23 protein-coding genes and 2 pseudogenes are annotated in these 25,354 nt (G+C 53.8%); 10 read left to right on the plus strand and 15 right to left on the minus strand.

Translation table 11 applies throughout. The annotated features are described in order from the left end of the window. Positions 1–54: 54 nt before the first annotated feature. The 6 genes from ACFK9X_RS03570 to ACFK9X_RS03595 all read left to right on the plus strand — a co-directional run bounded on the left by ACFK9X_RS03570 (position 55) and on the right by ACFK9X_RS03595 (position 5,551). Positions 55–1,188, plus strand: coding sequence for an amidohydrolase/deacetylase family metallohydrolase (locus ACFK9X_RS03570; RefSeq protein ID WP_000459930.1), 1,134 nt, complete (start codon positions 55–57; stop codon positions 1,186–1,188). Continuing rightward, positions 1,172–2,290 (plus strand): DgaE family pyridoxal phosphate-dependent ammonia lyase, encoded by a 1,119-nt coding sequence (locus ACFK9X_RS03575; RefSeq protein ID WP_151115548.1) that lies wholly within the window; start codon positions 1,172–1,174, stop codon positions 2,288–2,290. The genes ACFK9X_RS03570 and ACFK9X_RS03575 overlap by 17 nt, the downstream gene beginning before the upstream one ends. Next, the gene (locus tag ACFK9X_RS03580; RefSeq protein ID WP_000779252.1) at positions 2,287–3,027 is read left to right on the plus strand and encodes a KDGP aldolase family protein; all 741 of its coding nucleotides are present in this window, start codon (positions 2,287–2,289) and stop codon (positions 3,025–3,027) included. Before ACFK9X_RS03575 ends, ACFK9X_RS03580 begins: the two co-directional genes overlap by 4 nt. A gap of 16 nt (positions 3,028–3,043) precedes the next feature. Next, positions 3,044–4,957 (plus strand): BglG family transcription antiterminator, encoded by a 1,914-nt coding sequence (locus ACFK9X_RS03585; RefSeq protein ID WP_151115550.1) that lies wholly within the window; start codon positions 3,044–3,046, stop codon positions 4,955–4,957. Positions 4,958–5,034: 77 nt separating this feature from the next. Continuing rightward, complete coding sequence (locus ACFK9X_RS03590) at positions 5,035–5,277, plus strand: type II toxin-antitoxin system RelB/DinJ family antitoxin (protein ID WP_000212724.1); 243 nt, start codon at positions 5,035–5,037, stop codon at positions 5,275–5,277. Continuing rightward, entirely contained in the window at positions 5,267–5,551 is a 285-nt protein-coding gene (locus ACFK9X_RS03595) for a type II toxin-antitoxin system RelE/ParE family toxin (RefSeq protein ID WP_000220577.1), read from the plus strand. Before ACFK9X_RS03590 ends, ACFK9X_RS03595 begins: the two co-directional genes overlap by 11 nt. Positions 5,552–5,554: 3 nt before the next feature. On the opposite strand, the gene nrdG is transcribed toward ACFK9X_RS03595, so the two are convergent. The 5 genes and pseudogenes from nrdG to treR form a co-directional block, all read right to left on the minus strand. After that, positions 5,555–6,019 carry an anaerobic ribonucleoside-triphosphate reductase-activating protein gene (gene nrdG / locus ACFK9X_RS03600; protein ID WP_017465840.1) on the minus strand — a complete coding sequence of 155 codons (465 nt, stop codon included), beginning with the start codon at positions 6,017–6,019 and terminating at the stop codon, positions 5,555–5,557. A gap of 216 nt (positions 6,020–6,235) precedes the next feature. Further along, positions 6,236–8,374 (minus strand): anaerobic ribonucleoside-triphosphate reductase, encoded by a 2,139-nt coding sequence (gene nrdD, locus ACFK9X_RS03605; RefSeq protein ID WP_151115552.1) that lies wholly within the window; start codon positions 8,372–8,374, stop codon positions 6,236–6,238. A 408-nt stretch (positions 8,375–8,782) separates the two neighbouring features. Continuing rightward, positions 8,783–10,431, minus strand: a pseudogene (treC, locus tag ACFK9X_RS03610) (alpha,alpha-phosphotrehalase). A 49-nt stretch (positions 10,432–10,480) separates the two neighbouring features. Further along, positions 10,481–11,887: a PTS trehalose transporter subunit IIBC gene (gene treB, locus ACFK9X_RS03615; protein WP_151115554.1), complete on the minus strand. Its 1,407-nt coding sequence runs from the start codon at positions 11,885–11,887 to the stop codon at positions 10,481–10,483. Positions 11,888–12,024: 137 nt separating this feature from the next. After that, positions 12,025–12,972 carry a trehalose operon repressor TreR gene (gene treR / locus ACFK9X_RS03620; protein WP_001181297.1) on the minus strand — a complete coding sequence of 316 codons (948 nt, stop codon included), beginning with the start codon at positions 12,970–12,972 and terminating at the stop codon, positions 12,025–12,027. A 189-nt stretch (positions 12,973–13,161) separates the two neighbouring features. Here treR and mgtL point away from each other — a divergent pair, with 189 nt between their 5' ends. Both mgtL and mgtA read left to right on the plus strand, forming a co-directional pair. Continuing rightward, the gene (mgtL, locus tag ACFK9X_RS03625; protein WP_099374030.1) at positions 13,162–13,215 is read left to right on the plus strand and encodes a mgtA regulatory leader peptide MgtL; all 54 of its coding nucleotides are present in this window, start codon (positions 13,162–13,164) and stop codon (positions 13,213–13,215) included. A gap of 140 nt (positions 13,216–13,355) precedes the next feature. Continuing rightward, entirely contained in the window at positions 13,356–16,064 is a 2,709-nt protein-coding gene (gene mgtA, locus ACFK9X_RS03630) for a magnesium-translocating P-type ATPase (RefSeq protein WP_151115556.1), read from the plus strand. A 115-nt stretch (positions 16,065–16,179) separates the two neighbouring features. Here the strand turns inward: mgtA and ACFK9X_RS03635 are convergent, their stop codons facing one another. From ACFK9X_RS03635 to pyrL, 5 genes are all read right to left on the minus strand, one after another. Then, a complete protein-coding gene (locus ACFK9X_RS03635; RefSeq protein ID WP_000251086.1) occupies positions 16,180–16,626 on the minus strand; it encodes a transposase in 447 nt (148 codons plus the stop codon). A 74-nt stretch (positions 16,627–16,700) separates the two neighbouring features. Then, entirely contained in the window at positions 16,701–17,087 is a 387-nt protein-coding gene (ridA, locus tag ACFK9X_RS03640) for a 2-iminobutanoate/2-iminopropanoate deaminase (RefSeq protein ID WP_000047544.1), read from the minus strand. 76 nt (positions 17,088–17,163) lie between these two features. Then, complete coding sequence (pyrI, locus tag ACFK9X_RS03645; RefSeq protein WP_000148566.1) at positions 17,164–17,625, minus strand: aspartate carbamoyltransferase regulatory subunit; 462 nt, start codon at positions 17,623–17,625, stop codon at positions 17,164–17,166. A 12-nt stretch (positions 17,626–17,637) separates the two neighbouring features. Continuing rightward, complete coding sequence (gene pyrB / locus ACFK9X_RS03650) at positions 17,638–18,573, minus strand: aspartate carbamoyltransferase (RefSeq protein ID WP_000013055.1); 936 nt, start codon at positions 18,571–18,573, stop codon at positions 17,638–17,640. Between the two features lie 35 nt (positions 18,574–18,608). Further along, on the minus strand, positions 18,609–18,710 hold the full coding sequence (gene pyrL, locus ACFK9X_RS03655; RefSeq protein WP_000249504.1) for a pyr operon leader peptide: 102 nt from the start codon (positions 18,708–18,710) through the stop codon (positions 18,609–18,611). Here pyrL and ACFK9X_RS03660 point away from each other — a divergent pair. Further along, positions 18,690–18,831, plus strand: a pseudogene (locus ACFK9X_RS03660) (hypothetical protein). The gene pyrL and the pseudogene ACFK9X_RS03660 overlap by 21 nt on opposite strands. Here the strand turns inward: ACFK9X_RS03660 and ACFK9X_RS03665 are convergent. The 5 genes from ACFK9X_RS03665 to arcA form a co-directional block, all read right to left on the minus strand. Continuing rightward, positions 18,801–19,298: an arginine repressor gene (locus ACFK9X_RS03665; RefSeq protein ID WP_151115558.1), complete on the minus strand. Its 498-nt coding sequence runs from the start codon at positions 19,296–19,298 to the stop codon at positions 18,801–18,803. The pseudogene ACFK9X_RS03660 and the gene ACFK9X_RS03665 sit on opposite strands and share 31 nt — an antisense overlap. A 186-nt stretch (positions 19,299–19,484) precedes the next feature. Further along, a complete protein-coding gene (locus ACFK9X_RS03670; RefSeq protein ID WP_076933526.1) occupies positions 19,485–20,888 on the minus strand; it encodes a YfcC family protein in 1,404 nt (467 codons plus the stop codon). A 55-nt stretch (positions 20,889–20,943) separates the two neighbouring features. Further along, the gene (gene argF, locus ACFK9X_RS03675) at positions 20,944–21,948 is read right to left on the minus strand and encodes an ornithine carbamoyltransferase (protein WP_151115560.1); all 1,005 of its coding nucleotides are present in this window, start codon (positions 21,946–21,948) and stop codon (positions 20,944–20,946) included. 111 nt (positions 21,949–22,059) lie between these two features. Next, the gene (gene arcC / locus ACFK9X_RS03680) at positions 22,060–22,986 is read right to left on the minus strand and encodes a carbamate kinase (RefSeq protein ID WP_151115562.1); all 927 of its coding nucleotides are present in this window, start codon (positions 22,984–22,986) and stop codon (positions 22,060–22,062) included. A 10-nt stretch (positions 22,987–22,996) separates the two neighbouring features. Beyond that, a complete protein-coding gene (gene arcA, locus ACFK9X_RS03685) occupies positions 22,997–24,217 on the minus strand; it encodes an arginine deiminase (protein WP_000410844.1) in 1,221 nt (406 codons plus the stop codon). Positions 24,218–24,892: 675 nt separating this feature from the next. Here arcA and ACFK9X_RS03690 point away from each other — a divergent pair. Continuing rightward, entirely contained in the window at positions 24,893–25,345 is a 453-nt protein-coding gene (locus tag ACFK9X_RS03690) for a YhcH/YjgK/YiaL family protein (protein ID WP_001627660.1), read from the plus strand. Positions 25,346–25,354: the final 9 nt, after the last annotated feature.

Below are 25,354 nucleotides of genomic sequence, written 5' to 3' on the forward strand. Positions count from 1 at the left end.
TGATTTGTAGGCCGGATAAGGCGGTTGCGCCGCCATCCGGCAAAGGAGAGAACGATGTTTGATTTACTCCTGCGCCATGCGCGTCTGGTCGATGACACGTTGACTAATATTGCCCTGCAAGATGGCAAAATCGCGGCGTTGGGTGACGTTGATGGTCCGGCGTTGAAAACCATTGACCTGCGCGGTGAGTGTTTTGTCAGCGCGGGTTGGATTGATTCTCACGTTCACTGCTACCCGACATCGCCGATTTACCACGACGAACCGGACAGCGTGGGTATTGCCACTGGCGTTACCACAGTGGTGGATGCAGGCAGCACTGGCGCAGATGATATTGACGATTTTTACACCCTGACCCGTGACGCGACCACCGACGTTTATGCGCTGCTGAATGTTTCACGCGTCGGGCTTATTGCCCAAAACGAGCTGGCTAACATGGCCAATATTGACGCTGATGCGGTTCGGCAGGCGGTAAAACGCCATCCGGATTTTATCGTCGGCCTCAAGGCGCGGATGAGCAGCAGCGTGGTAGGCGTTAACGGCATCACGCCGCTGGAACGCGCTAAAGCCATGCAGCAAGAAAACGGCAACCTGCCGCTGATGGTACATATTGGCAATAACCCGCCGGATCTGGACGAAATCGCGGAGCGTCTGACGGCGGGCGATATCATTACCCACTGTTACAACGGTAAGCCGAACCGTATTCTTCGGCCTGACGGCGAGCTGCGCGCCTCGGTGACACGAGCGCTGGCGCGCGGCGTGCGTCTGGATGTCGGGCATGGTACCGCCAGCCTGAGCTTTGCGGTGGCTAAACGCGCTATTAGCCTGGGGATTTTACCGCATACCATCAGTTCCGATATCTACTGCCGTAACCGCATCAACGGCCCGGTACATTCGCTGGCTAATGTGATGTCGAAATTCCTCGCCATCGGCATGTCGCTGCCGCAGGTCATTGCGTGCGTGACGGCCAATGCCGCCGATAGCCTGAATCTGAAAACCAAAGGGCGTCTTCAGCCAGGTCTGGATGCCGACCTGACCCTCTTTACGCTTAAACGCCAGCCCACCGTGTTGGTAGACGCGGAAAACGACAGCTTACAGGCTGAAGAATTGCTGACGCCGCTTGCCGCGATACGCGCAGGCAAGGGCTATATGACCGAACAAGGGAGCGCGGAACATGCCTTCGATTTTTGAGAAGTATCAATTAAAACAGGTGATTAACGCCTCCGGACGTATGACGGCGCTCGGCGTCTCCACACCGCGCCCGGAAGTGATAGACGCGGCGATGGCCGGAATGAATCAGTATTTCGAGATGAAAGATCTGGTGAATAAAACCGGTGAGTACATTGCGAAATTGCTGGAAGTAGAAGGGGCGACGGTAGTCTCCTGCGCCAGTGCGGGCCTTGCCCAGTCGGTTGCCGCGGTACTGGTTCAGGACAGCGACTGGCTGCTGGAAAACCTGCACGTTACACCGATTGAAAATAACGAAATCGTCCTGCCAAAGGGCCACAACGTCAACTTTGGCGCGCCGGTGGGAACGATGGTGGCGCTGGGCGGCGGCAAACTGGTGGAAGCCGGTTACGCCAACGAATGTTCCGCCGCCCAGTTGGCGGCGGCCATTACGCCGCGCACGGCGGCTATTCTCTATATCAAATCTCACCACTGCGTACAGAAAAGTATGCTCAGCGTGGAGCAGGCTGCGGTGGTGGCGCGCACGCATAATCTGCCGCTGATTGTGGACGCGGCGGCGGAAGAAGATTTGCAGTGCTACTACCGCGTGGGCGCAGATCTCGTTATCTATAGCGGCGCAAAAGCGATTGAAGGGCCGACCAGCGGGCTGGTGATTGGCAAAACACAGTATGTTGAGTGGGTAAAACGTCAGTCAGCGGGCATTGGCCGGGCGATGAAGGTCGGCAAAGAGGGAATTGTTGGCCTGACCTGCGCCATTGAATTGTACCTGCGGGCGCAAAAAGAGAGCGGCGCGGAGATGGTAGAAAAAATGGCGCCCTTTATCGACACGTTGAACACGTTTAACGGCGTCAGCGCCCGCGTGGTGTGGGACAGCGCCGGACGCGACATCGCGCGCACGGAAATTAAGTTTGATGAAGCCGTTACCGGCATCGCCACTGGCGACCTGGTCGACGCGCTGAAGCAAGGGGAATACGCGATTTACTTTCGCGGATACAAAACCAACGAAGGGATTATTGAAGCGGATGTCCGCAGCGTCGATCGCGCGCAGTTAGCGATTGTGGCGCGTCGTATTGGCGAGGTGATTAATCAGGAGAAACAAGCATGAAACTGACCCCTAACTTTTACCGCGATCGCGTTTGCCTGAACGTACTGGCCGGTTCGAAAGATAACGCCCGGGAAATCTACGCGGCGGCGGAAGGTCATGTGCTGGTTGGCGTGCTCTCCAAAAACTATCCGGATGTGGCAAGCGCAGTCGCGGATATGCGTGAATATGCGGCGCTTATCGACAATGCGCTCTCCGTCGGACTGGGGGCAGGCGATCCTAACCAGTCGGCGATGGTGAGCGAAATCTCGCGTCAGGTACAGCCGCAGCATGTCAACCAGGTGTTTACCGGCGTAGGGGCCAGCCGGGCGCTGCTGGGGCAAAACGAGACGGTGGTGAACGGTCTTGTCTCGCCGACCGGCACGCCGGGGCTGGTGAAGATCTCTACCGGCCCGCTAAGCCACCGCGCGCCGGAGGGCATCGTACCCATAGAAACGGCGATTGCGCTGCTCAAAGATATGGGCGGCAGCTCCGTTAAATACTTTCCGATGGGAGGACTCACCTGTCGCGACGAGTATAAAGCGGTGGCTGACGCCTGCGCCCGCCATGATTTCTGGCTGGAACCGACGGGCGGCATCGATCTGGAAAACTTCGCCGAGATTCTGCACATCGCCCTTGATGCAGGTGTAAGCAAAATCATTCCTCACATTTATAGTTCGATTATTGATAAGGTGAGCGGCAACACCCGTGCGGACGATGTGCGTCAGTTACTCGCTATCGTCCGGTCGCGTGTCGGCTAATCATGAGGAGAGAGACGTGCGATTCCCCAACCAACGTTTAGCGCAGCTATTTGCGATGCTGCAAAACGAGACGCTGCCGCAGGACGAACTGGCGCAGCGGTTGTCGGTCTCCACGCGTACCGTTCGGGCGGATATCGCCGCGCTGAACATGTTGCTGACGCCGCATGGCGCGCAATTTACTCTCAGCCGCGGCAACGGGTATCAACTCAAAATTGATGATCCGGCACGTTATCAATCCCTGCAAACGCAGCAATCTCCCACGCTGGCGCGCGGTCCACGCACCAGCCAGGAGCGGATCCACTATTTGCTGGCGCGTTTTTTAACCTCCGCCTTCTCGCTGAAGCTGGAGGATTTAGCAGATGAATGGTTTGTCAGCCGTGCGACGTTGCAGAACGATATGGCGGACGTGCGCGAGCATTTGCTGCGTTATCATCTGACGCTGGAAACGCGTCCGCGTCATGGCATGAAATTGTTTGGCGGAGAGATGGCGATTCGCGCCTGTCTGACCGACCTTTTATGGACGCTGGCGCAGCAGGAGCCCTCCCATCCGTTAATTGTTAGTACCACGCTGAACACCGAGGTGTCTCAACGGCTGCAGTCTCTTTTGCCGGATATTTTCTCTCATTGTCAAATCCGCCTGACCGATGAGGGCGAGCTGTTTCTGCGTTTATACTGCGCGGTGGCGGTACGGCGTATTCGCGAGGGGTATCCGTTATCGGAATGCGTGGCAGAGGAGGTCGATGAAAAGGTGCGCCATGCGGCGCATGATATTGCGGAGCTACTACAACAGCTGGCTGACAAGCCGCTGTCGGAGCCGGAAGTAAGCTGGCTGAAGGTGCATATTGCCGCCCGCCAGGTACAGGAGATTGCCCCCAGCGCCATTAATGCCGATGATGAAGAGGCGCTGGTGCACTATATCCTCAATTTTATTAATACCCAGTACAACTATAACCTGTTGAATGATAAACAGCTCCACGCGGACTTGCTGACCCACATCAAAACGATGATCACCCGCGTGCGCTACCAGATCATGATCCCCAACCCACTACTGGAAAATATTAAGCAGCACTATCCGATGGCGTGGGATATGACGTTGGCGGCGATATCGAGTTGGGGAAAATACACGCCGTATACCATTAGCGAAAACGAAATCGGTTTTCTGGTGCTGCATATTGGCGTTGGGCTGGAACGTAGTTACAACATTGGCTACCAGCGGCAGCCGCAGGTACTGCTGGTGTGCGATGCTGGTAATGCGATGGTGCGGATGATTGAAGCGGTACTGGCGCGGAAATACCCGCAGATTGAGATTGCCCGCACTCTGACACTACGCGACTATGAGGCGCGGGACAGTATTGTGGAGGATTTTGTGATTTCCACGGCGCGGATCGGCGAAAAAGATAAACCGGTTATCATGATCGCCCCCTTTCCTACCGACTATCAATTGGAGCAGATCGGTAAGCTGGTGCTGGTGGACAGAACCCGTCCGTGGATGCTGGATAAATATTTCGATGCCTCGCATTTTCGCATCGTGGAGGGGGAAATAGATCAACAGACGCTGTTTAAAACGCTGTGCGATCAGTTGCACGAGGAAGGCTTTGTTGATGCGGCGTTTCTCGATTCGGTTATTGAACGTGAAGCTATCGTCAGTACGTTATTAGGCGACGGGATTGCCTTGCCGCACGCGCTGGGGCTGCTGGCGAAGAAAACGGTGGTTTATACGGTGCTCGCGCCGCAGGGGATTGCCTGGGGTGACGAAACGGCGCACGTTATTTTTTTACTCGCCATCAGCAAAAGTGAATATGAAGAGGCGATGGCCATCTACGATATTTTCGTCACTTTCCTGCGCGAACGCGCCATGACGCGCCTCTGCGCATGTCAGAATTTTACGCAATTTAAAACGGTCGCGATGGAGTGCGTGAGTCGTTTTTGAGAGGCGTTATCCAGAATTCGATGTAATGCGAATGTAATGCTAAACTGCATTACACATTCGATTTTACTGGAGGCATAATGGCCACGCTGAACGTCCGTCTGGATGACAAACTCAAAAATGAGGCTTATGCCGTGCTGGAAAAACTGAACATTACTCCAACGGAAGCCGTGCGATTACTGTTCCAGTACGTCGCGGAAACGGGGCGCATGCCAGTGAAAACCGTCACTCTTAGCGACAGTGAAGATGCATTGATTCAGACAGTTCGGGAGAGGCTGTCTAGTCCGCAAAAGGGAATCAAGGTTAGTCTGGATGACTTATGAACTGGAATTCGACCCGAGGGCCTTAAAAGAGTGGCATAAGCTGGGCGATACGGTGAAGGCTCAGCTTAAGAAAAAGTTGGCTGATGTGCTATTGAACCCCAGAATCGACTCTGCCCGTTTAAACGATCTTCCTGACTGCTATAAAATTAAGCTTAAATCGTCCGGTTATCGCTTGGTGTACCAGGTTCGGGATGACGTTGTGATTGTGTTTGTTGTCGCGGTCGGTAAGCGAGAACATTCAGCCGTCTATCACGATGCAAACAAACGGCTTTAGCGATCAACGCAAATGATGCACTACCTGGTTGCTGCTACCGCGCCAGATAAGCGCCGGGTCTTTCAGATCCTGCACAAATTTGCCATCGACCAGCACGTTGATGAGATCGACTACCTGCATCTGTGCGGCGTTGAGTTCATCGAGCTTGTAGCCGGTCCACACCCAGATATCTTTCCCCGGGCACTCCGCGTGGATGCGTTGTACCAGTGCCAGGATATCCGGTACGTTTTGCGGATGCAGCGGATCGCCGCCCGACAGCGAGATCCCCTGACGGTGAATGCGCGTGTCGTTCAGATCGGCAATGATCTTATCTTCCATCTGTTTGGTAAACGGCTGGCCGGAATTGAGCCGCCAGGTGCTTTTGTTGTAGCAGCCAGGGCATTCATGCACGCACCCTGACACAAACAGGGTGCAGCGGGTGCCGGGGCCGTTAACGATGTCTACGGGGTAGTATTGGTGAAAGTTCATGTTTCCTCGTTGCATTTGGCGCTGTAGCGGCGTTGGCCGCTCTCACTTACCCAGGTCACTTACTTATGTAAGCTCCCTGGGATTCGTTCGTTTGCCGCCTTGCTACAACACCAACTGCTTAGAGGAAACTCATGAAATTGGAACTATAGCCAGCGGTTGTAGGCCGGATAAGGTGTTTACACCGCCATCCGGCATTTACGCATTGCAAACGGAGGATTAACCTATCTGCCCGTTGCCTAAATGCTTCACGCGGCGCTTCACTTCTTCCTGCTTGCCTGCGTTAAACGGACGCGCGTCCGGGCTGCCTAAATAACCGCACACGCGGCGGGTGACCGAGACGCGCGCGGCGTCGTGGTTGCCGCATTTCGGGCAGGTAAAACCTTTACTGGTACATTCGAACTCGCCGGTAAAGCCGCACTCGTAGCATTCATCGATCGGCGTGTTGGTGCCGTAATACGGTACATGCTGATAGCTGTAATCCCAGACATCTTCCAGCGCTTTCAGGTTGTGCTGAATGTTCGGGTATTCGCCGTAGCAAATGAAACCCCCGTTCGCCAGCGGCGGATACGGCGCTTCGAAATCGATTTTGTCGTACGGGTTGACCTTCTTCTCTACGTCGAGGTGGAAGCTGTTGGTGTAGTAACCTTTATCGGTTACGCCCGGCACCACGCCGAACTCGGCGGTATCCAGACGGCAGAAGCGGTCACAGAGGTTTTCACTTGGCGTGCTGTACAGACTAAAGCCGTAGCCGGTCTCGTCTTTCCACTGATCCACGGCCTGGCGCAGACGCTCCACAATCGCGATGCCTTTAGCGCGAAGTTGCTCGCTGTCGTACAGGTGTTCGCCGCCAAACAGCGCGTTAATGGTTTCATGGATACCAATGTAGCCCAGAGAGATGGACGCACGACCATTTTTAAATATTTCAGACACGTCGTCGTCCGCTTTCAGCCGCACGCCGCAGGCGCCTTCCATATACAGGATAGGCGCGACGCGGGCTTTCACGCCTTCAAGGCGGGCGATACGGGTCATCAGCGCCTTCCGCGCCAGCGCCAGACGTTCATCCAGCAGTTTCCAGAATGCGGTTTCGTCGCCTTTTGCTTCCAGCGCGATGCGCGGCAGGTTAAGGCTAATCACGCCCAGGTTGTTACGCCCGTCGTGGATCTGCTCGCCGTTTTCGTTCTCCCACACGCCGAGGAAGCTGCGGCAGCCCATTGGCGTTTTGAACGAACCGGTGACTTTGACCACCTGATCGTAGTTGAGAATGTCCGGATACATGCGCTTGCTCGCGCACTCCAGCGCCAGTTGTTTAATGTCGTAGTTCGGATCGCCAAACTTGTGGTTCAAACCGTCGCGGATAGCGAAGACCAGTTTCGGGAACACGGCGGTTTTGCGATTTTTACCCAGACCGGCGATACGGTTACGCAAAATAGACGCCTGGATCAGATGCGACTCCCAACTGGTGCCGAGGCCAAAACCAAAGGTCACGAAAGGCGTCTGGCCGTTAGCGGTGTGCAGCGTGTTAACTTCGTATTCCAGCGACTGGAAGGCGTCGTAGCACTCTTTTTCGGTGCGAGAACGCGCATACCCTTCGGCATCCGGGATCTGCCACTCATCGGCGGTTTTGCGGTGCTTGTTATAGCTTTCGGTGACAAACGGCGCCAGCACTTCGTCGATACGGTTAATGGTGGTGCCGCCATAAATATGGCTGGCGACCTGCGCGATAATCTGCGCGGTAACGGCAGTGGCGGTAGAGATAGATTTTGGCGGTTCGATCTCGGCGTTACCCATCTTAAAGCCCTGGGTCAACATGCCTTTCAGGTCGATCAACATACAGTTGAACATCGGGAAGAACGGCGAATAGTCGAGATCGTGATAGTGGATATCGCCGCGCTCATGCGCTTGTACTACGTCACGCGGCAACAGGTGCTGGCGGGCATAGTGTTTGGCGACAATCCCGGCCAGCAAATCGCGCTGGGTGGGAATGACTTTACTGTCTTTGTTGGCGTTTTCATTGAGCAACGCGGAGTTGGTTTGCTCTACCAGGCCGCGAATTTCCTGGTTCAGACGACCACGCTTTTCACGCTGAATGTCGCGATCGTGACGGTATTCGATGTAGGCGCGGGCAAGCTGTTTGTACGGGCCGGACATCAGTTGGTTTTCAACCGCAGTTTGGATCTCGTTAATATCCACCTGACTGCGTGCGTTCATTTGGCTGCTAACGACTTCTGCGACGGTGGCACAGTAATCTGCGTCATCGACTCCCGCTGCTTTAGCTGCACGTAGAATGGCTTCCTTAATGCGCTCTGATTTGAATGGCACTTTACAGCCATCTCGTTTCATCACATGCGGTGTCATGATCACTCCATATTTGTAAGAACAGGTTATCCACAGAGGCCGGGGAAGCCATAACAGGTTTATTCATCTCTTTTCCAACGACTTCCCGCAATCCTGACCCAGGTTATCCACAATTCACCTTGTGTCGAGTGAACAGGTGTTGTAGCAATTGTAGTCAATTAATACAACATATTGGGTTGGTGTGCATTTTAAAGTCTATATGTAGTGATTTGCATCAAGGATGTTTGCAATTTTATTGATGTAGAACAAGGTAAAAATCAGAGCGTACAGATGGCGGGCGCTGTAGCGTTTGTAAAAGATAGCAAGAAAAATCTGATTAATTATTCAACAAAAACAGTCAGTAACCTGGAGCAACGCCACAGCCCGTGTCAATAGGTTTGTGGCGTTTATCCGTATAAGGACGTCGCGTTAGCGTTGTAACCACCAGATGGCTTCAAATGGGCGGAGCGTCATCGCGGCTGGCTGGCGACCTCGCCATAATTATGCAGTAGCGCCTGCCACTGTCCTTTGATATGCGGCGGATGCCACTCCTGGCACTGGTCGCTCAGATTGGCGACAACCAGCAGGGTTTGCCCCTGCCACTGGCGGCGATAACACCATACTGATGGGCTATCCGGGAGGAGATCCTGATAATCGCCCCAGATCAGTACAGGCTGGGTTTTACGTAGCGCAATCAGCTTTTGATAGGTGTAAAACACCGAGTTTTCATCGCGTAATGCCGCCTCGACGTTAACCTCCGTATAGTTATCGCACAGGCTTATCCACGGCTCGCCTTGGGTGAAACCGGCGTTTTTACCGTTGTCCCATTGCATCGGCGTGCGGCTGTTGTCGCGGGATTTACTGGCCAGAATAGCCAGCAGTTCGTCGGGGTCGCGCCCGGCGGCGCGTAGCGCGGCAAACATGTTATGGCTTTCCACGTCGCGATAATCGGTGATGTGGGTAAAGTGTGGGTTGGTCATGCCGATTTCTTCGCCCTGATAGATATAAGGCGTCCCTTGCATACCGTGCAGCGCCATCGCCAACATTTTCGCGGCTGGAACCCGGTATTCACCCTCGTCGCCAAAGCGGGAAACGATGCGCGGCTGATCGTGATTACACCAGAATAACGCGTTCCAGGCGACGTTATGCATCCCCTGTTGCCAGTGGCGGAACAACGCTTTCAGCGCCACATAATCAGGTTTTGCCAGCGTCCACTTTTCGCCATTGGGGTAATCCACCTTCAGATGATGAAAATTGAAGGTCATCGAGAGTTCGTCGCCGCTAAGCGCGGCATATTGCTGGCAGTTTTCCAGCGTGGTAGAGGACATTTCGCCTACCGTCATCAGATTACGCGGCGTAAAAACGTCACGGTTCATTTCGCGTAAAAACGTATGCGCGCGCGGCCCGTCGGTATAAAAGCGGCGTCCGTCGCCCGTCGGATCGTCAGGAAAATTCTGATCTTTGGCGATCAGGTTCACCACGTCCAGACGCAGGCCATCCACGCCGCGATCGGCCCAGAATTCGCAGACCTTTTTCAGCTCGGCGCGTACGGCGGGGTTTTCCCAGTTCAGGTCGGCCTGTTCAGGCGCGAAAAGGTGTAAATAATATTGTTCGCTCTGGCTATGCCAGCGCCAGGCGCTGCCGCCAAATTTGGATTGCCAGTTATTCGGGCAGACATCCGGCGTGCCATCGCGCCAGATATAAAACTGACGGTATGGACTCTCTTTGTTCAGCGCTTCGCGAAACCAGGCGTGCTGGGTAGAAGTATGGTTAAACACCATATCCAGGATGATACGAATACCGCGTGCTTTCGCCTGCGCGACCAGCTCGTCAAAATCATCCAGCGTGCCGTAGGTCGGGTCGATAGCCGTATAATTTGCGACGTCATAACCGTTATCCACCTGCGGCGAGATATAAAACGGCGTGAGCCAGATGGCGTCCACGCCGAGTCGCTGTAGATAGTCAAGGCGCTGCGTGACGCCGCGTAAATCGCCAGTGCCGCTGCCGGTCGTGTCCTGAAAACTTTTCGGGTAGATCTGATAAATAACGCCGTTTTGCCACCAGAGGGGAATAGTCATTGTTGTTTCCTGCAAGTGCGTTGGGACGCAACTGCGCCCCGAAGAAGTATTAGACAATTTGTAATGTGCCCTGACAATGCTTACGCTGATAGATAAAGGTGGTCAGAATCACCGGGATCACGATCGCGATAACCATCGCCATGCCGTACACCTGCCAGTAGCGCGGCGGTATAGACAGGATGCCCGGCAGGCCGCCCACGCCGATACCGTTGGCGATGACGCCGTTCAGACCGCAGAGCAGTCCCGCCAGACCAGAGCCGATCATCGCGCACAGCATCGGAAAACGATACTTCAGGTTGATACCGTACATCGCCGGTTCAGTTACCCCAAGGTAAGCGGAAATGGCGGCAGGAACGGAGATCTCGCGTTCATTGTGTTTACGGCTGGAGATGATGATGCCCACCACGGCGGAGGCCTGCGCGATATTCGACAGCGCAATCAGCGGCCAGACTGGCGTACCGCCCATGCTCTGGATCATCTGCATATCGATAGCGAGCGTTGTCTGGTGGACACCGGTAATGACCAGCGGGGCATACAGGAAGCCGAACAGCGCCGCGCCTATCGGGGCGAAACTGCCGGTCATCAGATAACGTACCGCAAAGGCCACGCCGTCGCCGATCATACGACCAAAGGGGCCGATAAAGGTGTGGGCGAGAAAGACGGCCAGTATTAACGAACACACCGGGACGACGACCAGGTAGAGATAATCCGGCACGATGCGTTTCAACCGCGTTTCAATAAATCCAAGCGCCAGCCCTGCCAGTAGCGCCGGGATAACCTGCGCCTGGTAGCCCACTTTCTCAATGCTAAATAAGCCGAAGTTCCAGACGTCCGGCGTTTGCTGGCCCAGCAGATACGCATTCATCAACTGCGGCGACACCAGCGTCACGCCGAGCACGATACCAAGAATCGGCGTGCCGCCCATTTTTTTCACCGCCGACCAGCAGATCCCCACCGGCAGATAGAAAAAGATCGCTTCGCCGATCAACCATAAAAAATCATAAAGCGTTTTTAGCGCCGGATGCATCTGCGCCAGCGTTTGGCCGTTGCTCATCGGCACATCGCCGATCACGTTACGAAAGCCTAAGATCAAACCGCCGCTGATCAACGCCGGTAGTAGCGGAAAGAAGATCTCCGCAAAGTGGGAAATTAACTGCTCATGCCACTTCATGTTCTGGCGAGCGGCTTTTTTGGCCTGCTCTTTATCAGCATACGCTTTGCCGGTGGTCTCCAGCAGCGCGTTATAGTAATCGCCAACCACCACCTGAAACTGCCCGGCGTTGGTGAAACAGCCTTTAACCATCGGTAATTGTTCGATCTCTTTTGGCCTGGCGTTCGCGGGCTGGTGGAGCACAAAGCGCAGGCGAGTAATGCAGTGGCTCACCGTGGCGATGTTGTCGCGCCCGCCGACCAGGTCAATCAGCCGGTCGATATCGGCTTGTTTTACTTTGCTCATCGTAAAGCCTCATGGCAGAGGAGGTATGTTATGGGTTGGCGCAAGAGTATCTCTTCAACGTTAGTTTAAAAATGGGAACGTTCCCGAAACGCAGCGACGATCACAAATTACTCGTGGTATTCCGTTTAATTAGTCACTCAGGCGAGGGTAGAAGGAATGACGATCCGGCGCGGATCGCAGCGGCCATTGATCTGTTCGATCAGCTGCGAAGCCGCCTGTCGTCCGGCTTCAGCATAGCCAGGATCGACAGTGACGATCTCCGGGTGCAGGAATTTTATCAGCGGCGTATTCCCGACGCTTGCCAGTTGCAGCGTCTCAATACGTTGCTCCTGTAAATACTTACTGGCGCCCAACGCCAGCGTATCGGTGGCGCAGACTAACGCGGTGGTATCCGGCATGATGACGCTTGCCGTATGCTCATAGCCCTGCTTCATGGCAAGACCGGGCAGGGCGGCGACGGGATGAAGTTTATGTTTTTTGCAAAACGCCAGGTATGCATCATGCCGACGTTTGCCGGTGGTAATATCGCTATGGGGAACGCCCAGAAAGCTAATGTTGCGGTGTCCCTGCTCATACAGCCGCTGCATAAGGATATGAATCGCGCCCTCGTCGTCGTAACAGACGGAGGCAAAACCTTGCGCATCTCTTGCCAGCAGCACCAGCGAGGCTTTCCAGGGGGCGATCAACTCTTCTGTGATGCCGGTAAAGCCAAACAGCACCACGCCATCAATGTTACGTCGTCTGAGCATGCCCAGATGTTCCATTACCAGCGTCGGCGAGAACTGACTTTCCATCATAATAGGGTCGTAGCCCTGTTCGTAAAACGCAGGCAGCATGGTCTGAACCGCGAGGTTTTCAGACAACGAATCAAGGCGAGTGACGATAATAGCGACCACTTTATCGCTTTGTCCTCGCATCGCGCGGGCGGAGCGGGACGGAGAGAAACCGTGTTGATTCATCACCGCTTCGACACGCTCGCGGGTACGTTCGCTTACGCCGCTTTCATTGTTAAGCACGCGGGAAACGGTTGATTTCCCTACGCCGCTCAGGCGGGCGATGTCTTTGATAGTGAGCCGGTTTTGCATCCTGTTTTCCCGTGGCGTGACGCTGATGGTGATAAAAAGAGTAACTTTACTCAAGCGAAGGGCAATGGGCAAAGTCTGGTTTATCGTTGGTTTAATTACGTAACGGTATGATACCGCCATAATTGCCACAAAACTTATGGATTTATGCGTATAATCCGCGGCGCAAATTATTTACTTACCGGAGGCGACATGGACCCTGAACCCACCCCTCTCCCGCGATGGAGAATTTTCCTTTTCCGGTAAGCCTGCCTCTGCTGTCTTACCGGTGTGTAAGACAGTGACACAATAACGTCCCTGTTTTTATTTAAACATTGCTCATCGGGCAAGGCTTTGCCGCGCCTGAAGAATTTTCTGCGCCTGACTTCGGCGCGGAGGGATTACCTATGCTAAAAACCATTACCCGCCAGCTTTTTGCCCGGCTTAATCGTCATTTGCCTTATCGTCTGGTTCACCGCGATCCGCTGCCCGGCGCGCAGACCGCGGTAAATGCGACTATCCCGCCTTCGCTGAGCGAGCGCTGTCTGAAAGTCGCGGCAATGGAGCAGGAGACTCTCTGGCGCGTTTTTGATACGCACCCGGAGGGATTAAACGCTGCCGAGGTGACGCGCGCGCGTGAAAAGCATGGCGAAAACCGCCTTCCGGCACAGAAACCCTCGCCGTGGTGGGTGCATCTGTGGGTATGTTATCGCAATCCTTTCAACATCTTACTCACGATTCTTGGCGGCATTTCTTATGCCACGGAGGATCTGTTTGCCGCAGGCGTTATCGCCCTGATGGTCGGTATCTCAACGCTGCTGAATTTTGTGCAGGAAGCGCGCTCGACAAAAGCGGCGGACGCGCTAAAAGCGATGGTGAGCAATACCGCTACCGTACTGCGGGTTATTAATGAAAATGGCGAAAATGCCTGGCTGGAATTACCCATCGATCAACTGGTGCCCGGCGATATTATTAAGCTGGCGGCGGGGGATATGATCCCGGCGGATTTACGGATTATCCAGGCGCGCGATCTGTTTGTCGCCCAGGCGTCGCTGACCGGCGAATCTCTGCCAGTCGAGAAAGTCGCCGCGACGCGTGAGCCCCGGCAAAATAACCCGCTTGAGTGCGACACGCTGTGCTTTATGGGGACGAACGTCGTGAGCGGAACGGCGCAGGCCGTGGTGATGGCGACCGGCGCCGGCACCTGGTTTGGTCAATTGGCGGGGCGCGTGTCGGAACAAGATAACGAGCAGAACGCTTTCCAGAAAGGAATTAGCCGCGTCAGTATGTTGCTGATCCGCTTTATGCTGGTCATGGCGCCGGTAGTACTGATTATTAATGGTTACACGAAAGGTGACTGGTGGGAAGCGGCGCTATTTGCGCTCTCGGTCGCGGTAGGGCTCACCCCGGAAATGTTGCCGATGATCGTCACCTCCACCCTCGCGCGCGGGGCGGTGAAGCTCTCGAAACAGAAAGTTATCGTGAAGCACCTTGATGCGATTCAGAACTTCGGTGCGATGGATATTCTGTGCACCGATAAAACCGGCACACTGACGCAGGATAAAATTGTGCTGGAGAATCATATGGATATCTCTGGTAAGCCCAGCGAGCATGTACTGCATTGCGCCTGGCTGAACAGCCATTATCAGACCGGTCTAAAAAATTTACTGGATACGGCAGTCCTGGAGGGAGTAGACGAAACCGCCGCGCGTCAGCTCTCCGGACGCTGGCAGAAAATCGATGAGATTCCGTTTGATTTTGAGCGTCGCCGGATGTCGGTGGTGGTGGCCGAAGATTCGAGCGTGCATCAACTGGTCTGCAAAGGCGCGTTACAGGAGATCCTGAACGTGTGTACTCAGGTGCGCCACAACGGCGATATTGTGCCGCTGGACGACAATATGCTGCGCCGGGTGAAACGCGTTACCGACACGCTGAACCGTCAGGGGCTACGCGTGGTCGCCGTCGCGACCAAATACCTGCCTGCGCGTGAGGGCGATTACCAACGTATCGATGAGTCTGACCTCATTCTGGAAGGGTATATCGCTTTTCTCGATCCGCCGAAAGAGACCACCGCGCCGGCGCTGAAAGCGCTGAAGGCGAGCGGAATTACGGTGAAAATTCTCACCGGCGACAGCGAGCTGGTAGCGGCGAAAGTTTGCCATGAGGTTGGGCTGGATGCGGGCGATGTCATTATTGGCAGTGATATTGAAGGGTTAAGCGACGACGCGCTGGCGGCGCTGGCCGCCCGTACGACGTTGTTTGCGCGTCTGACGCCGATGCATAAAGAGCGCATCGTCACTTTGCTCAAACGCGAGGGGCATGTGGTCGGTTTTATGGGCGACGGGATTAATGATGCCCCGGCGTTGCGGGCGGCGGATATTGGTATCTCGGTAGATGGCGCGGTGGACATCGCCCGTGAAGCCGCCGATATTATTCTGCTGGAAAAGAGCCTGATGGTGCTGGAAGAAGGCGTCATTGAAGGTCGTCGTACTTTTTCTAATATGTTGAAATATATCAAGATGACGGCCAGCTCAAATTTCGGTAACGTGTTTAGCGTGCTGGTAGCGAGCGCCTTTTTGCCGTTCCTGCCAATGCTGCCGCTGCACTTGCTGATTCAAAACCTACTGTACGATGTATCCCAGGTGGCGATTCCGTTTGATAATGTCGATGAAGAACAAATTCAAAAGCCGCAGCGCTGGAATCCGGCGGATTTGGGGCGCTTTATGGTCTTTTTCGGTCCGATCAGCTCGATTTTCGACATTTTGACCTTTTGTCTGATGTGGTGGGTATTTCATGCGAATACGCCAGAAACGCAAACTTTGTTCCAGTCCGGCTGGTTTGTGGTGGGATTACTGTCGCAAACGCTGATTGTGCATATGATCCGTACCCGTCGTCTGCCGTTTATTCAAAGTCGCGCCGCCTGGCCGCTGATGGCGATGACATTGTTGGTGATGGTGGTGGGAGTTTCGTTGCCGTTTTCGCCGCTGGCGTCTTACCTGCAGTTGCAGGCGCTGCCGTTAAGCTATTTCCCGTGGCTGATTGCTATTCTGGCGGGCTATATGACGTTAACCCAGTTGGTGAAAGGGTTTTACAGCAGACGTTATGGCTGGCAGTAAACACTTTCGTCGGGGATTCGCCAGCGTGCTTAATCCCCGATATCGCTAACCAGGCCAGATGCCCGTAAAGCTCGACAAGTTTTACGCGATCGGCTTTATCTTTAAATTTCAGAGCTTATTCAAGCAGCTGTAGAATGCTATATGCAGGAATAAAAAAGAGGAATGTCCAGCTAAGTTTGTAAAATACATTCTCTGCTCCCGAGCCAGAACGAGAGGAGGAGATGTCCCACCGCCGGATATGTTTTGCGGATATGCGACGAAAGCGGCGAATATAGCTAATGCAATAAACTAAGTAAGGAGGAATCGCTAAGGCGGCAGTGGGTTTAGGAAACATAAGGGTAAGCAATATGGCTGCGACAATGAAGCATAAAAAGACTATCTTCGCGGTAGATTCTATCTGTTTTAATTCCTGGCGTATGCTTTCAGCATGTTTCTCCTGCCAGCGACGGAGCGTGCTGTTGCTAAATCCATATTCTTCGCATAACGCCTTATTCGGCACGCCGTTTTTAGACTGTTGCAGAAAATCGGCGATTTGCTCCTCGGTAAAACGCGCTCTTACCATTGCCGCCTCTCCATGGCTGTTGGTACCCCGAACCGGGCAAACTTGCGCCGCCCGGCGGGGATGACGTCCGGCGCTTAGCGACGAACAGCGATCGCTTCAATCTCAATTTTCACGTCTTTCGGCAGGCGGGCAACTTCCACGCAGGAACGCGCCGGGAAGGTGGCGTTGTGCTCGGTGAAGAAGGCTTCGTAGGTGGCGTTGACGGTCGCGAAATCGTTCAGGTCTTTCACGAATACGGTCGTTTTCACAATGTCGCCTACTTTCAGGCCAGCGGCTTCCACGATAGCTTTAACGTTTTCCAGCGACTGACGTGCCTGAGCGGATACGTCTTCCGCTACGGCACCGGTTTTCGGATCGACCGGGATCTGACCGGAAGTGATTACCATGCTACCCAGGTCTACGCCCTGTACGTAAGGGCCGATTGCTGCTGGTGCATTTTCCGTCGCAATAGTTTTGCTCATGATTTCTCCTGAATTACAGCGGTAATAGAATGTCCCCGCTCATTATAGGGAGCCGGGATCTCATAACCAACCCCCATTAGTTGGCCAGCACCACATTATGCGAAAACTCTTTTTCACAGTATTTGCATTTGAGGGCGATATCATTGGCACGTTTTTTCACTGCAAAGCTGGAGGATACCGGTTCCGCGTGGCTGATGCAGTTGCTGTTCGGGCAAACCAGCACATTATTAATACGCTCTGGCAGGCTGGGGCGTGATTTCCCGACTACGTCGTAGTTGTCGATGCGGTTAACGGTGGCCTGCGGCGCGTACAGAGCAAGTTGGTTAACCTGCTCATCGGTGAGGAAGGTGTTTTCTATTTTGATTAAGTCTTTACGCCCCATCTCACCAGACGGGAGATTCAGACCGATAGTGATTCGCTGATCGGTCTCGGTCAATTTAAACAGGCTCAGCAGTTTAAAGCCTACCTGCGCAGGGATATGGTCAATCACGGTGCCGCATTTAATGGCTTCAACCTGCAGTTTGTTATCGTGTGTCATCGTTTTTCTCCCTTACAGACTCAGTTCGCTATTCAGTACTAACGCCAGTAACGCCTGGCGAGCGAAAATACCGTTGCCCGCCTGTTGGAAGTACCAGGCGTGTGGCGTTTTATCCACATCCGTGGTGATTTCATCAATCCGCGGCAGCGGGTGCAGCACTTTCATATTTTCACGCGCGCCGTTCAGGTCGCTGGCGCGCAGAACAAACTGCGCCTTCACATTGGCGTACTCCGACGGGTCGAGACGCTCTTTCTGTACGCGAGTCATATAGAGGATGTCGACGTCGGCCATGACCTCTTCAATAGAACCATGCAGGCTCCAGGCCATCCCTTTTTCATCAAGCATATCCAGAATGTACTGCGGCATCGCCAGCGCGTCCGGCGCGATAAAATAAAAACGGTTGCCGCTAAATTTCGCCAGCGCCTGGGTTAGCGAATGCACGGTGCGGCCATATTTCAGATCGCCGACCATCGCGATATGCAGGTTATCCAGACGGCCCTGCGTTTCCTGGATGGTGAACAGATCCAACAGGGTTTGCGTCGGATGCTGATTCGAACCGTCGCCCGCATTGAGCACCGGCACCTGACCGGAAAACTCCGTCGCCAGACGTGCCGCGCCTTCTTGCGGATGGCGCATCACAATCGCGTCCACGTAAGTGCTAATCACTGAGATCGTGTCGGCTAACGTTTCTCCTTTTTTTCCCAGCGACGTGTTGGCGCTGTCGGAGAAGCCCACTACGCTGGCGCCCAGGCGATGCATTGAGGTTTCAAACGACAGGCGGGTACGCGTGGAGGCTTCGAAAAAGCAGCTGGCGATCACTTTATGTTTCAATAGCTCCGGCTGTGGGTTGGCTTTTAATTTCGCCGCCGTCGCCAGTACCAGATTAAGATCGTCGCGGCTGAGGTCGTTTATGGAAATGATATGTTTTTGATATAGCGGGTTAGCCATGTTTATCTCCTGACGCCTGGGCAAAAAAAAGCCCCTCAATTGAGGGGCTTGGTATTGGTTTTCAACGGAAAGAAAAACGGCAGGCCTGCGTCTTTTTTCAGACGCGGTAAGACAGAATGTCGTACACACTGAACCATGCTTCCTCCCGGCAAATTGTCCGCGATTATACTCAGCTCTGTTTTGGGATCAAGCGAATTAATGCATGATTTACTTATCGCAAACGGTTCTTATGAATTTAAATTCATTTTAAGCAAATAATTAATTTGTTTGTGTACCAGCGCCGTGCGCTGAACGACCCGCGGTGCGACCCAGACAATACTGCTACCGGCAACGACGCCGAGAATTTCCGGCAATGCGTGGTAATCCAGAATTCTCGCGACGGCGCGACCATAACCTGCCGCCGTATGGATAAGGATAAATTCGCTATTATGTTCAACGCTGACGACCATTTCGGCTATTGAACGTCCGGCATCCGGCGAAGGTCGCCGCTGGGGATTTACGGAATAAATCTTTTGTCCCTTCGTATTTCTGATTTTTATTGCGCCCAGCAGCTTGAGCAGGCGCGAAACCGTAGACTGGCTGATACCTTCAAATCCCTCATTTCCCTCATTTTGTAAATCGCGGCGAATCTCCTCCTGGGACAGGTAACTTTTTTCACTAATCAGGCGCTGACAAACCGCCAGTTGCTGTTGTTCTTTGGCGGAGTAATCATCGTATTCCTTCATAAATGCACCTTATCTTTATTATTAATATCAACGGACTGGCGAAATTCATCACATTTGTCACATCGATTGCGGATCAATCGGGCGGTTTTGCAGGAAAATGAGAAGCCGATCAAAAAAGGTGACGGCGTGCCTGATGGCGCTGTGCTTATCAGTCCTGTCGGATAAGACGCGTCGCCATCTGGCTCGTTACATCATCGCTCCGATGCTCAGTACCGCCATATTCAGCAATGTCAGGATCAGCAACAGCGGCGCGACCCATTTCAGATAGCGGACATAGGGAACCCGCGCGATTGCCAGACCGCCCATGACCACGGCGGAGGTGGGAGTAACCAGATTCACAATCCCGGAGGCCGACTGGTAGGCGGTTACGACCAAATCCCGCTGTACGTGGGCAAAATCCGCTAACGGCGCCATAATGGGCATTGTCAATACGGCAAGACCGGAAGAGGAGGGCACCAGGAAGGAGAGCAATACTTCCAGCCAGTAGGTTACGTTTATGAAAATAGTGGTAGAGAGGCCGGAAACCAGACTTTCCGCGCTGTGCAAAATGGTGTGGGTAATCATACCGTTATCCATGACCACCACAATGCCGCGCGCGATACCAATAATTAGCGCCACGCCGAGCAAATCCCGCGCGCCGTCAATAAAGGTACTGGTGAACGCTTCCTCACCCATCCGCGTTATCACGCCAACGATAATCGCCGCCGCCAGAAAAACGCCGGAGATTTCCGCCATCCACCAGCCGAGAACCGCCACGCCGTAAATCATCACCGCGAAAGAGGCGGCGAAGATCAGCAGCACCCATTTCCGGGTAGCCGTAAACTCCAGCAGTGTATTGGCGCGATTGCCGAGGAAATGGGCGCGGTTTTCCTCCATTTTATCCGCCACGATAGAAAGCTCAGGATGGGCGCGGACTTTGCGCGCATAGCGCATTACCCAAAACACGCACAGTATGTAGCCGACAATTAACAGCAGTACGCGCATCAGCATTCCCTGAGTAAAAGGGATGCCGGCGGCGTTGGCGGCAATGACCGTGGCGAAAGGGTTAATGGTCGAACCGAGCGTGCCTATCCCCGCGCCGAGCAGTACGGTTGCCGCCGCCACTAACGGATCGAAGCGGGCCGCCATCATAACCGGCACCAGCAGCGTGTAGAAGGGCAACGACTCCTCCGCCATGCCATAAATAGTGCCGCCTGCGGCGAACAGCGCCATCAGAATGGGGATCATCCACTCATCTTTGCCGTTGAGTTTGGCTGTTACCCGTTCAATACCGGCATCAATCGCCCCCGTTTTATTCACCACCCCCAGAAAGCCGCCGATAATCAAGACAAACAGCGCGACGTCAATGGCGCCGGCGGTGTAGGTTTCGTGGTTATAGAGGCCGTCAATCGGCGCCAGTAAAACAGCGGTAATCCCTTGCGGATGCGCGTCCACAGGGGCATACGTTCCCGCCACCGGCACCTCTTTTCCCAGCGTGGCGTTCATCGCCATTTGGTATTTTCCCGCCGGCACAATCCAGGTCATCACCGCGACCAGGGCAATAAGAATAAACAGGATGGTATAAGCGGTGGGAAATTTAAATTTACCCATGATGTTCTCTCCTGATATCACGGATATGCGCCGCGAGGGCGCATATCCTGTGGGATTAGTCGCCGAGCGTCGCCACCATGACCGCTTTGATGGTGTGCATCCGGTTTTCCGCTTCATCGAAGACTATCGAGCCTGCGGACTCGAACACCTCTTCCGTGACCTCCAGTCCTTTCAGGCCGTAAGCCATTTCGATTTCGCGTCCCACTTTGGTGTGCTCGTTATGGAAGGCGGGCAGGCAGTGCATAAACTTCACATCAGGATTACCGGTAGCGTTTACCACCTGCTGGTTGACCTGATATGGCGTCATCAGACTGACGCGCTCCGCCCAGGCTTCTTTGGGCTCTCCCATCGAGACCCAGACGTCGGTATAGAGGAAATCCACACCGTGAACGCCATCTTCAACGCTCTCCGTTAAGGTGATACGAGCGCCGGTAACGCTGGCGATTTCCCGGCACTGCGCGACCAGCTCGGCATCAGGCCAGAAGGACTTTGGCGCTATCAGGCGGATATCCATGCCCATCTTCGCCGCGCCCACCATCAGCGAGTTGCCCATGTTGTTGCGCGCGTCGCCCAGGTAGGCGAAGCTCAGTTCCGGCAGCGTTTTACCCGGCGCGTGTTCCAGCATGGTCATTAGATCGGCCAGGATCTGTGTGGGGGGAAATTCATCGGTCAGGCCGTTCCAGACGGGAACGCCCGCGTATTCCCCCAGCTCTTCCACAATGTGTTGACCAAAACCGCGATATTCGATGCCGTCATACATCCGCCCCAGGACGCGAGCAGTATCTTTCATGGACTCTTTATGGCCGATCTGCGAGCCGCTTGGGCCGAGATAAGTCACCTGCGCGCCCTGGTCGAACGCGGCGACTTCAAACGCGCATCGGGTGCGGGTAGAGGTTTTTTCAAAAATCAGCGCGATGTTTTTGCCGATCAGTGTTTGCTTTTCGCATCCGGCTTTTTTTGCGGCTTTCAGCTCAATAGCCAGATCGATGAGGTGTTGGATTTCCGCCGGGGTGTAGTCAAGCAGCTTCAAAAAGTTACGATTTTTCAGTGAAATAACCATTACAATATCCTTGTTAAAATGAATTGCCTGATGGCGCTGCGCTTATCCGGCCCACGGTTATGCGCGCTCTGTAGGCCGAATAAGGCGGAAGCCGCCATCCGGTAAAAAGCCTTATGCGTCAACGTCGGCGGTTTCACACCGAATCAAAGTGCCTTTCTCGCCCGCGAGAATGGCTTGCCCATCCGCCAGCGAGCCGATTCCGGCAATGCCGCGGCAATGGCTGACAAACTCAGCGCAGGCGGTCACTTTCGGGCCCATCGAACCGGCGTCGAACTGCATTTCACGAAGCAGCTCCGGCGTAACCTGCGCCAGCGGGCGTTGGGTGGGCTTGCCCCAGTCGAGATACACCGCGTCGGCATCGGTCAGAATGAGCAGCGCGTCGGCGTGAATTTGGCTGGCAAGCAGGGCGGCGGACAGATCTTTGTCGATCACCGCCTCGATACCGTGGTAGCCATCGGCTTTTTCCACGACCGGCACGCCGCCGTTACAGATAACCAGGTGATCGCGGCTAATCAGCGCGCGGATGGCATCGTTTTCCACAATGCGTTTCGGCTGCGGGGAGGGCACAACGCGGCGGAAGGCGTTACCGTCGGCTTTGAATACCCAGCCCTTTTCTGCCTGTAACGCACGGGCCTGCGCTTCGTCGTAAATGGGGCCGATATATTTGGTTGGATTGAGGAATGCCGGGTCGTTGGCATCGACTTCGACCTGGGTGAGCAGGACGCTGATTTCACGCTCCGGCAGATGATTCTTCAGCGCCTGTTGCAGCATGTAGCCAATCATGCCCTGGCTTTCCGCACCGAGAATATCGAGCGGGTAGGGCGTAACGTTAGCGTAGGCGCTATTTTGTAGCGCCAGCAGTCCTACCTGTGGGCCGTTGCCGTGCACTAACACCACGCGCCATTGCCGCGTAAGCTGGGCGATGGTTCTGGCCGCCAGTTCGATATTTTTACGCTGAATATCAGCCTCCAGCGGTTCGCCGCGTTTGAGCAGCGCATTGCCGCCCAGCGCGACGACCAGTGTGCGTTTGTTTTCCATAACGTCTCCTTTAAATACCATCGCGTTCCAGTGGACAGCTCATGCAGCGTGCGCCCCCGCGCCCGCGACCCAGTTCATCGCCGGGAATGGGAAGGACGGTAATGCCGGCTTTGTCGTATTTTTCGTTGGTCCAGATGTTGCGCTCATAGCCCACCACCACGCCGGGACGCAGGGTGAGCACGTTATTGGCGTCATTCCACTGTTCGCGCTCAGCTTCAAATGCGTCGCCGCCAGTGGTGATTAAGCGCACCTGATCGATGCCAAGCGCTTTTTCAAGAGCATGAACCAGCGTGCTCTCCTGGGTTCGTTTCAGACCGCCGCGTCCGTCTGGCGTCAGCGTCCAGCACTGAACGTCCGGGCGAACGACTTCCGGATAGACGGAGAAGGTGTCGATATCAATGTGGGTCATGACGGTGTCAAGGTGCATGCAGGAGCGATGTTTTGGCAGTTCAACGGCAATGACGCGTTCCGCCTGACGATGTTTAAACAATGCCTGCGCCAGGAACTCGACGCCCTGCGGCGTAGTACGTTCAGACATACCGATCAACACCGCGCCGCGGCCAATCACCAGCACATCGCCGCCCTCTAAAGTGGCGTGGTCGTAATTAATGTCCTCGTCGCCGAAATATTTAATGAAATCACCGCCTGCGAATTGAGGATGCCAGCGATAAATGGCACGTAAATTATTCGTTTCACGTTGGCGTGCAGGTTTCGCCATGGGGTTAATTGAGACGCCGTTATATATCCAGCAGGACGTGTCACGGGTAAATAGGTGATTCGGTAATGGCTTCATAATAAAGTCATTAATATCGTGAGTATCGACCACCATATTTTTTATGGAGGCGGGGATTTCGCCGTAAGTTAAACCGCCGCTTAAATGGCGAGCCAGTTCACGGTGCGGCATATCCGCCAGCCAGGCGCGAATATCTGCGGCAAAGGTGGGCCCAAGGCGATAATCGGAAATTTGCGTATCCAGTAGCCAGGCTTTAGCGTCAGCCACATCCAGCGTTTGGGTGAGCAGGTCGGTTAACAGCAACACTTCTATCCCTTGCTGGCGCAGCGTGTTGGCAAAAATGTCATGCTCTTCGCCAGCGCGCTCTACGGATAATACATCGTCAAAAAGTAATTCCTGACAATTTGAAGGGGTAAGTCTTTTTAGGCTGAGATTGGGACGATGCAACATTACGCTGCGTAATTGACCGATTTCAGAACCGACAAAATGCTTTTCCATCATTATACCTTTTACATAATTTCAAGAATAAAGAAGGAGTGGCTGCAAATATTTAGCGTGCTTGCAGTCGCGGCGTTTCAGTTAAATTCGGGAGCAATGATTGAATTTTATTTGGGTTGTTAATGTGATGAGATTCACATCAATCAAGGAGTGCTATTTTTCTTACTTAATATATGAGCCGGGTCAGAGAAATTCAAAAAACAATAAGGCATTAAATGAATTACTACGCAGCTATATGGTTTGTTATTTTTTTATTGTTAATTATTTGTTTGCTGTATTGAATGATGTTTAAATTTTAACTAATTGAAAATAAATTGATTATTTTTAATGGTTACATAACTATGCGTGAGGGGGATTTTATTATCGGGGATATTTAAATAATTTAAAAATAACTATGGATAGAGAAGTCATTTATGCAGGGAGAGCGAATTGTGATCGCTAAAACGTTTTTATGTTAACGCCTTTAATATCAAAGCGTTGTTAGTGATGGCAATTTGGCGCCGCTGGGGTTTATGCATAGGCACTGCATAAAGTTGGGCGAACTATTAACAATATAGAAACACCGCTGGCGATAAACATGCGCTGGCGCAAAATCGATGAGAGTAAGGGTAGTATGGCAGCCATTTTTCTCGTATAAAGAGAAAAATAAAACGCTGTTTTAACTAAGGGGATGCGATGATTATTGGCAATATTGAACATCTGGAGGTCTGGCTGCCGACGGCGTTACGGCAGGCGATTGAGCACGTCAATGCGCATGTCACGGCAACGACCGCGCCAGGTAAGTATGACATTGACGGCGACAGGTTGTTTTATATGATTTCTGAAAATATGACGGAGCCGGGCGAATCGCGCAGCGCAGAGTATCACGCCCGTTATCTTGATATTCAGATTGTGCTACAAGGTCAGGAAGGGATGGCATTCAGTACCCGGCCTGCGGGAACGCCGCACACGGACTGGCTGGCGGATAAAGACATTGCATTTTTACCGACGAGCGTCGACGAGAAAACCGTCGTCCTGAACGAAGGCGACTTTGTGGTGTTTTATCCCGGCGAAGTGCATAAGCCCCTGTGCGCGGTGGGAGAACCGGCGCGGGTACGTAAAGCGGTTGTGAAAATGCTGATGGCGTAATATCTTGTG

The organism is Salmonella sp. WC3, from assembly GCF_042932255.1.
In the GTDB taxonomy this organism is placed as follows: Bacteria; Pseudomonadota; Gammaproteobacteria; order Enterobacterales; family Enterobacteriaceae; genus Salmonella; species Salmonella enterica.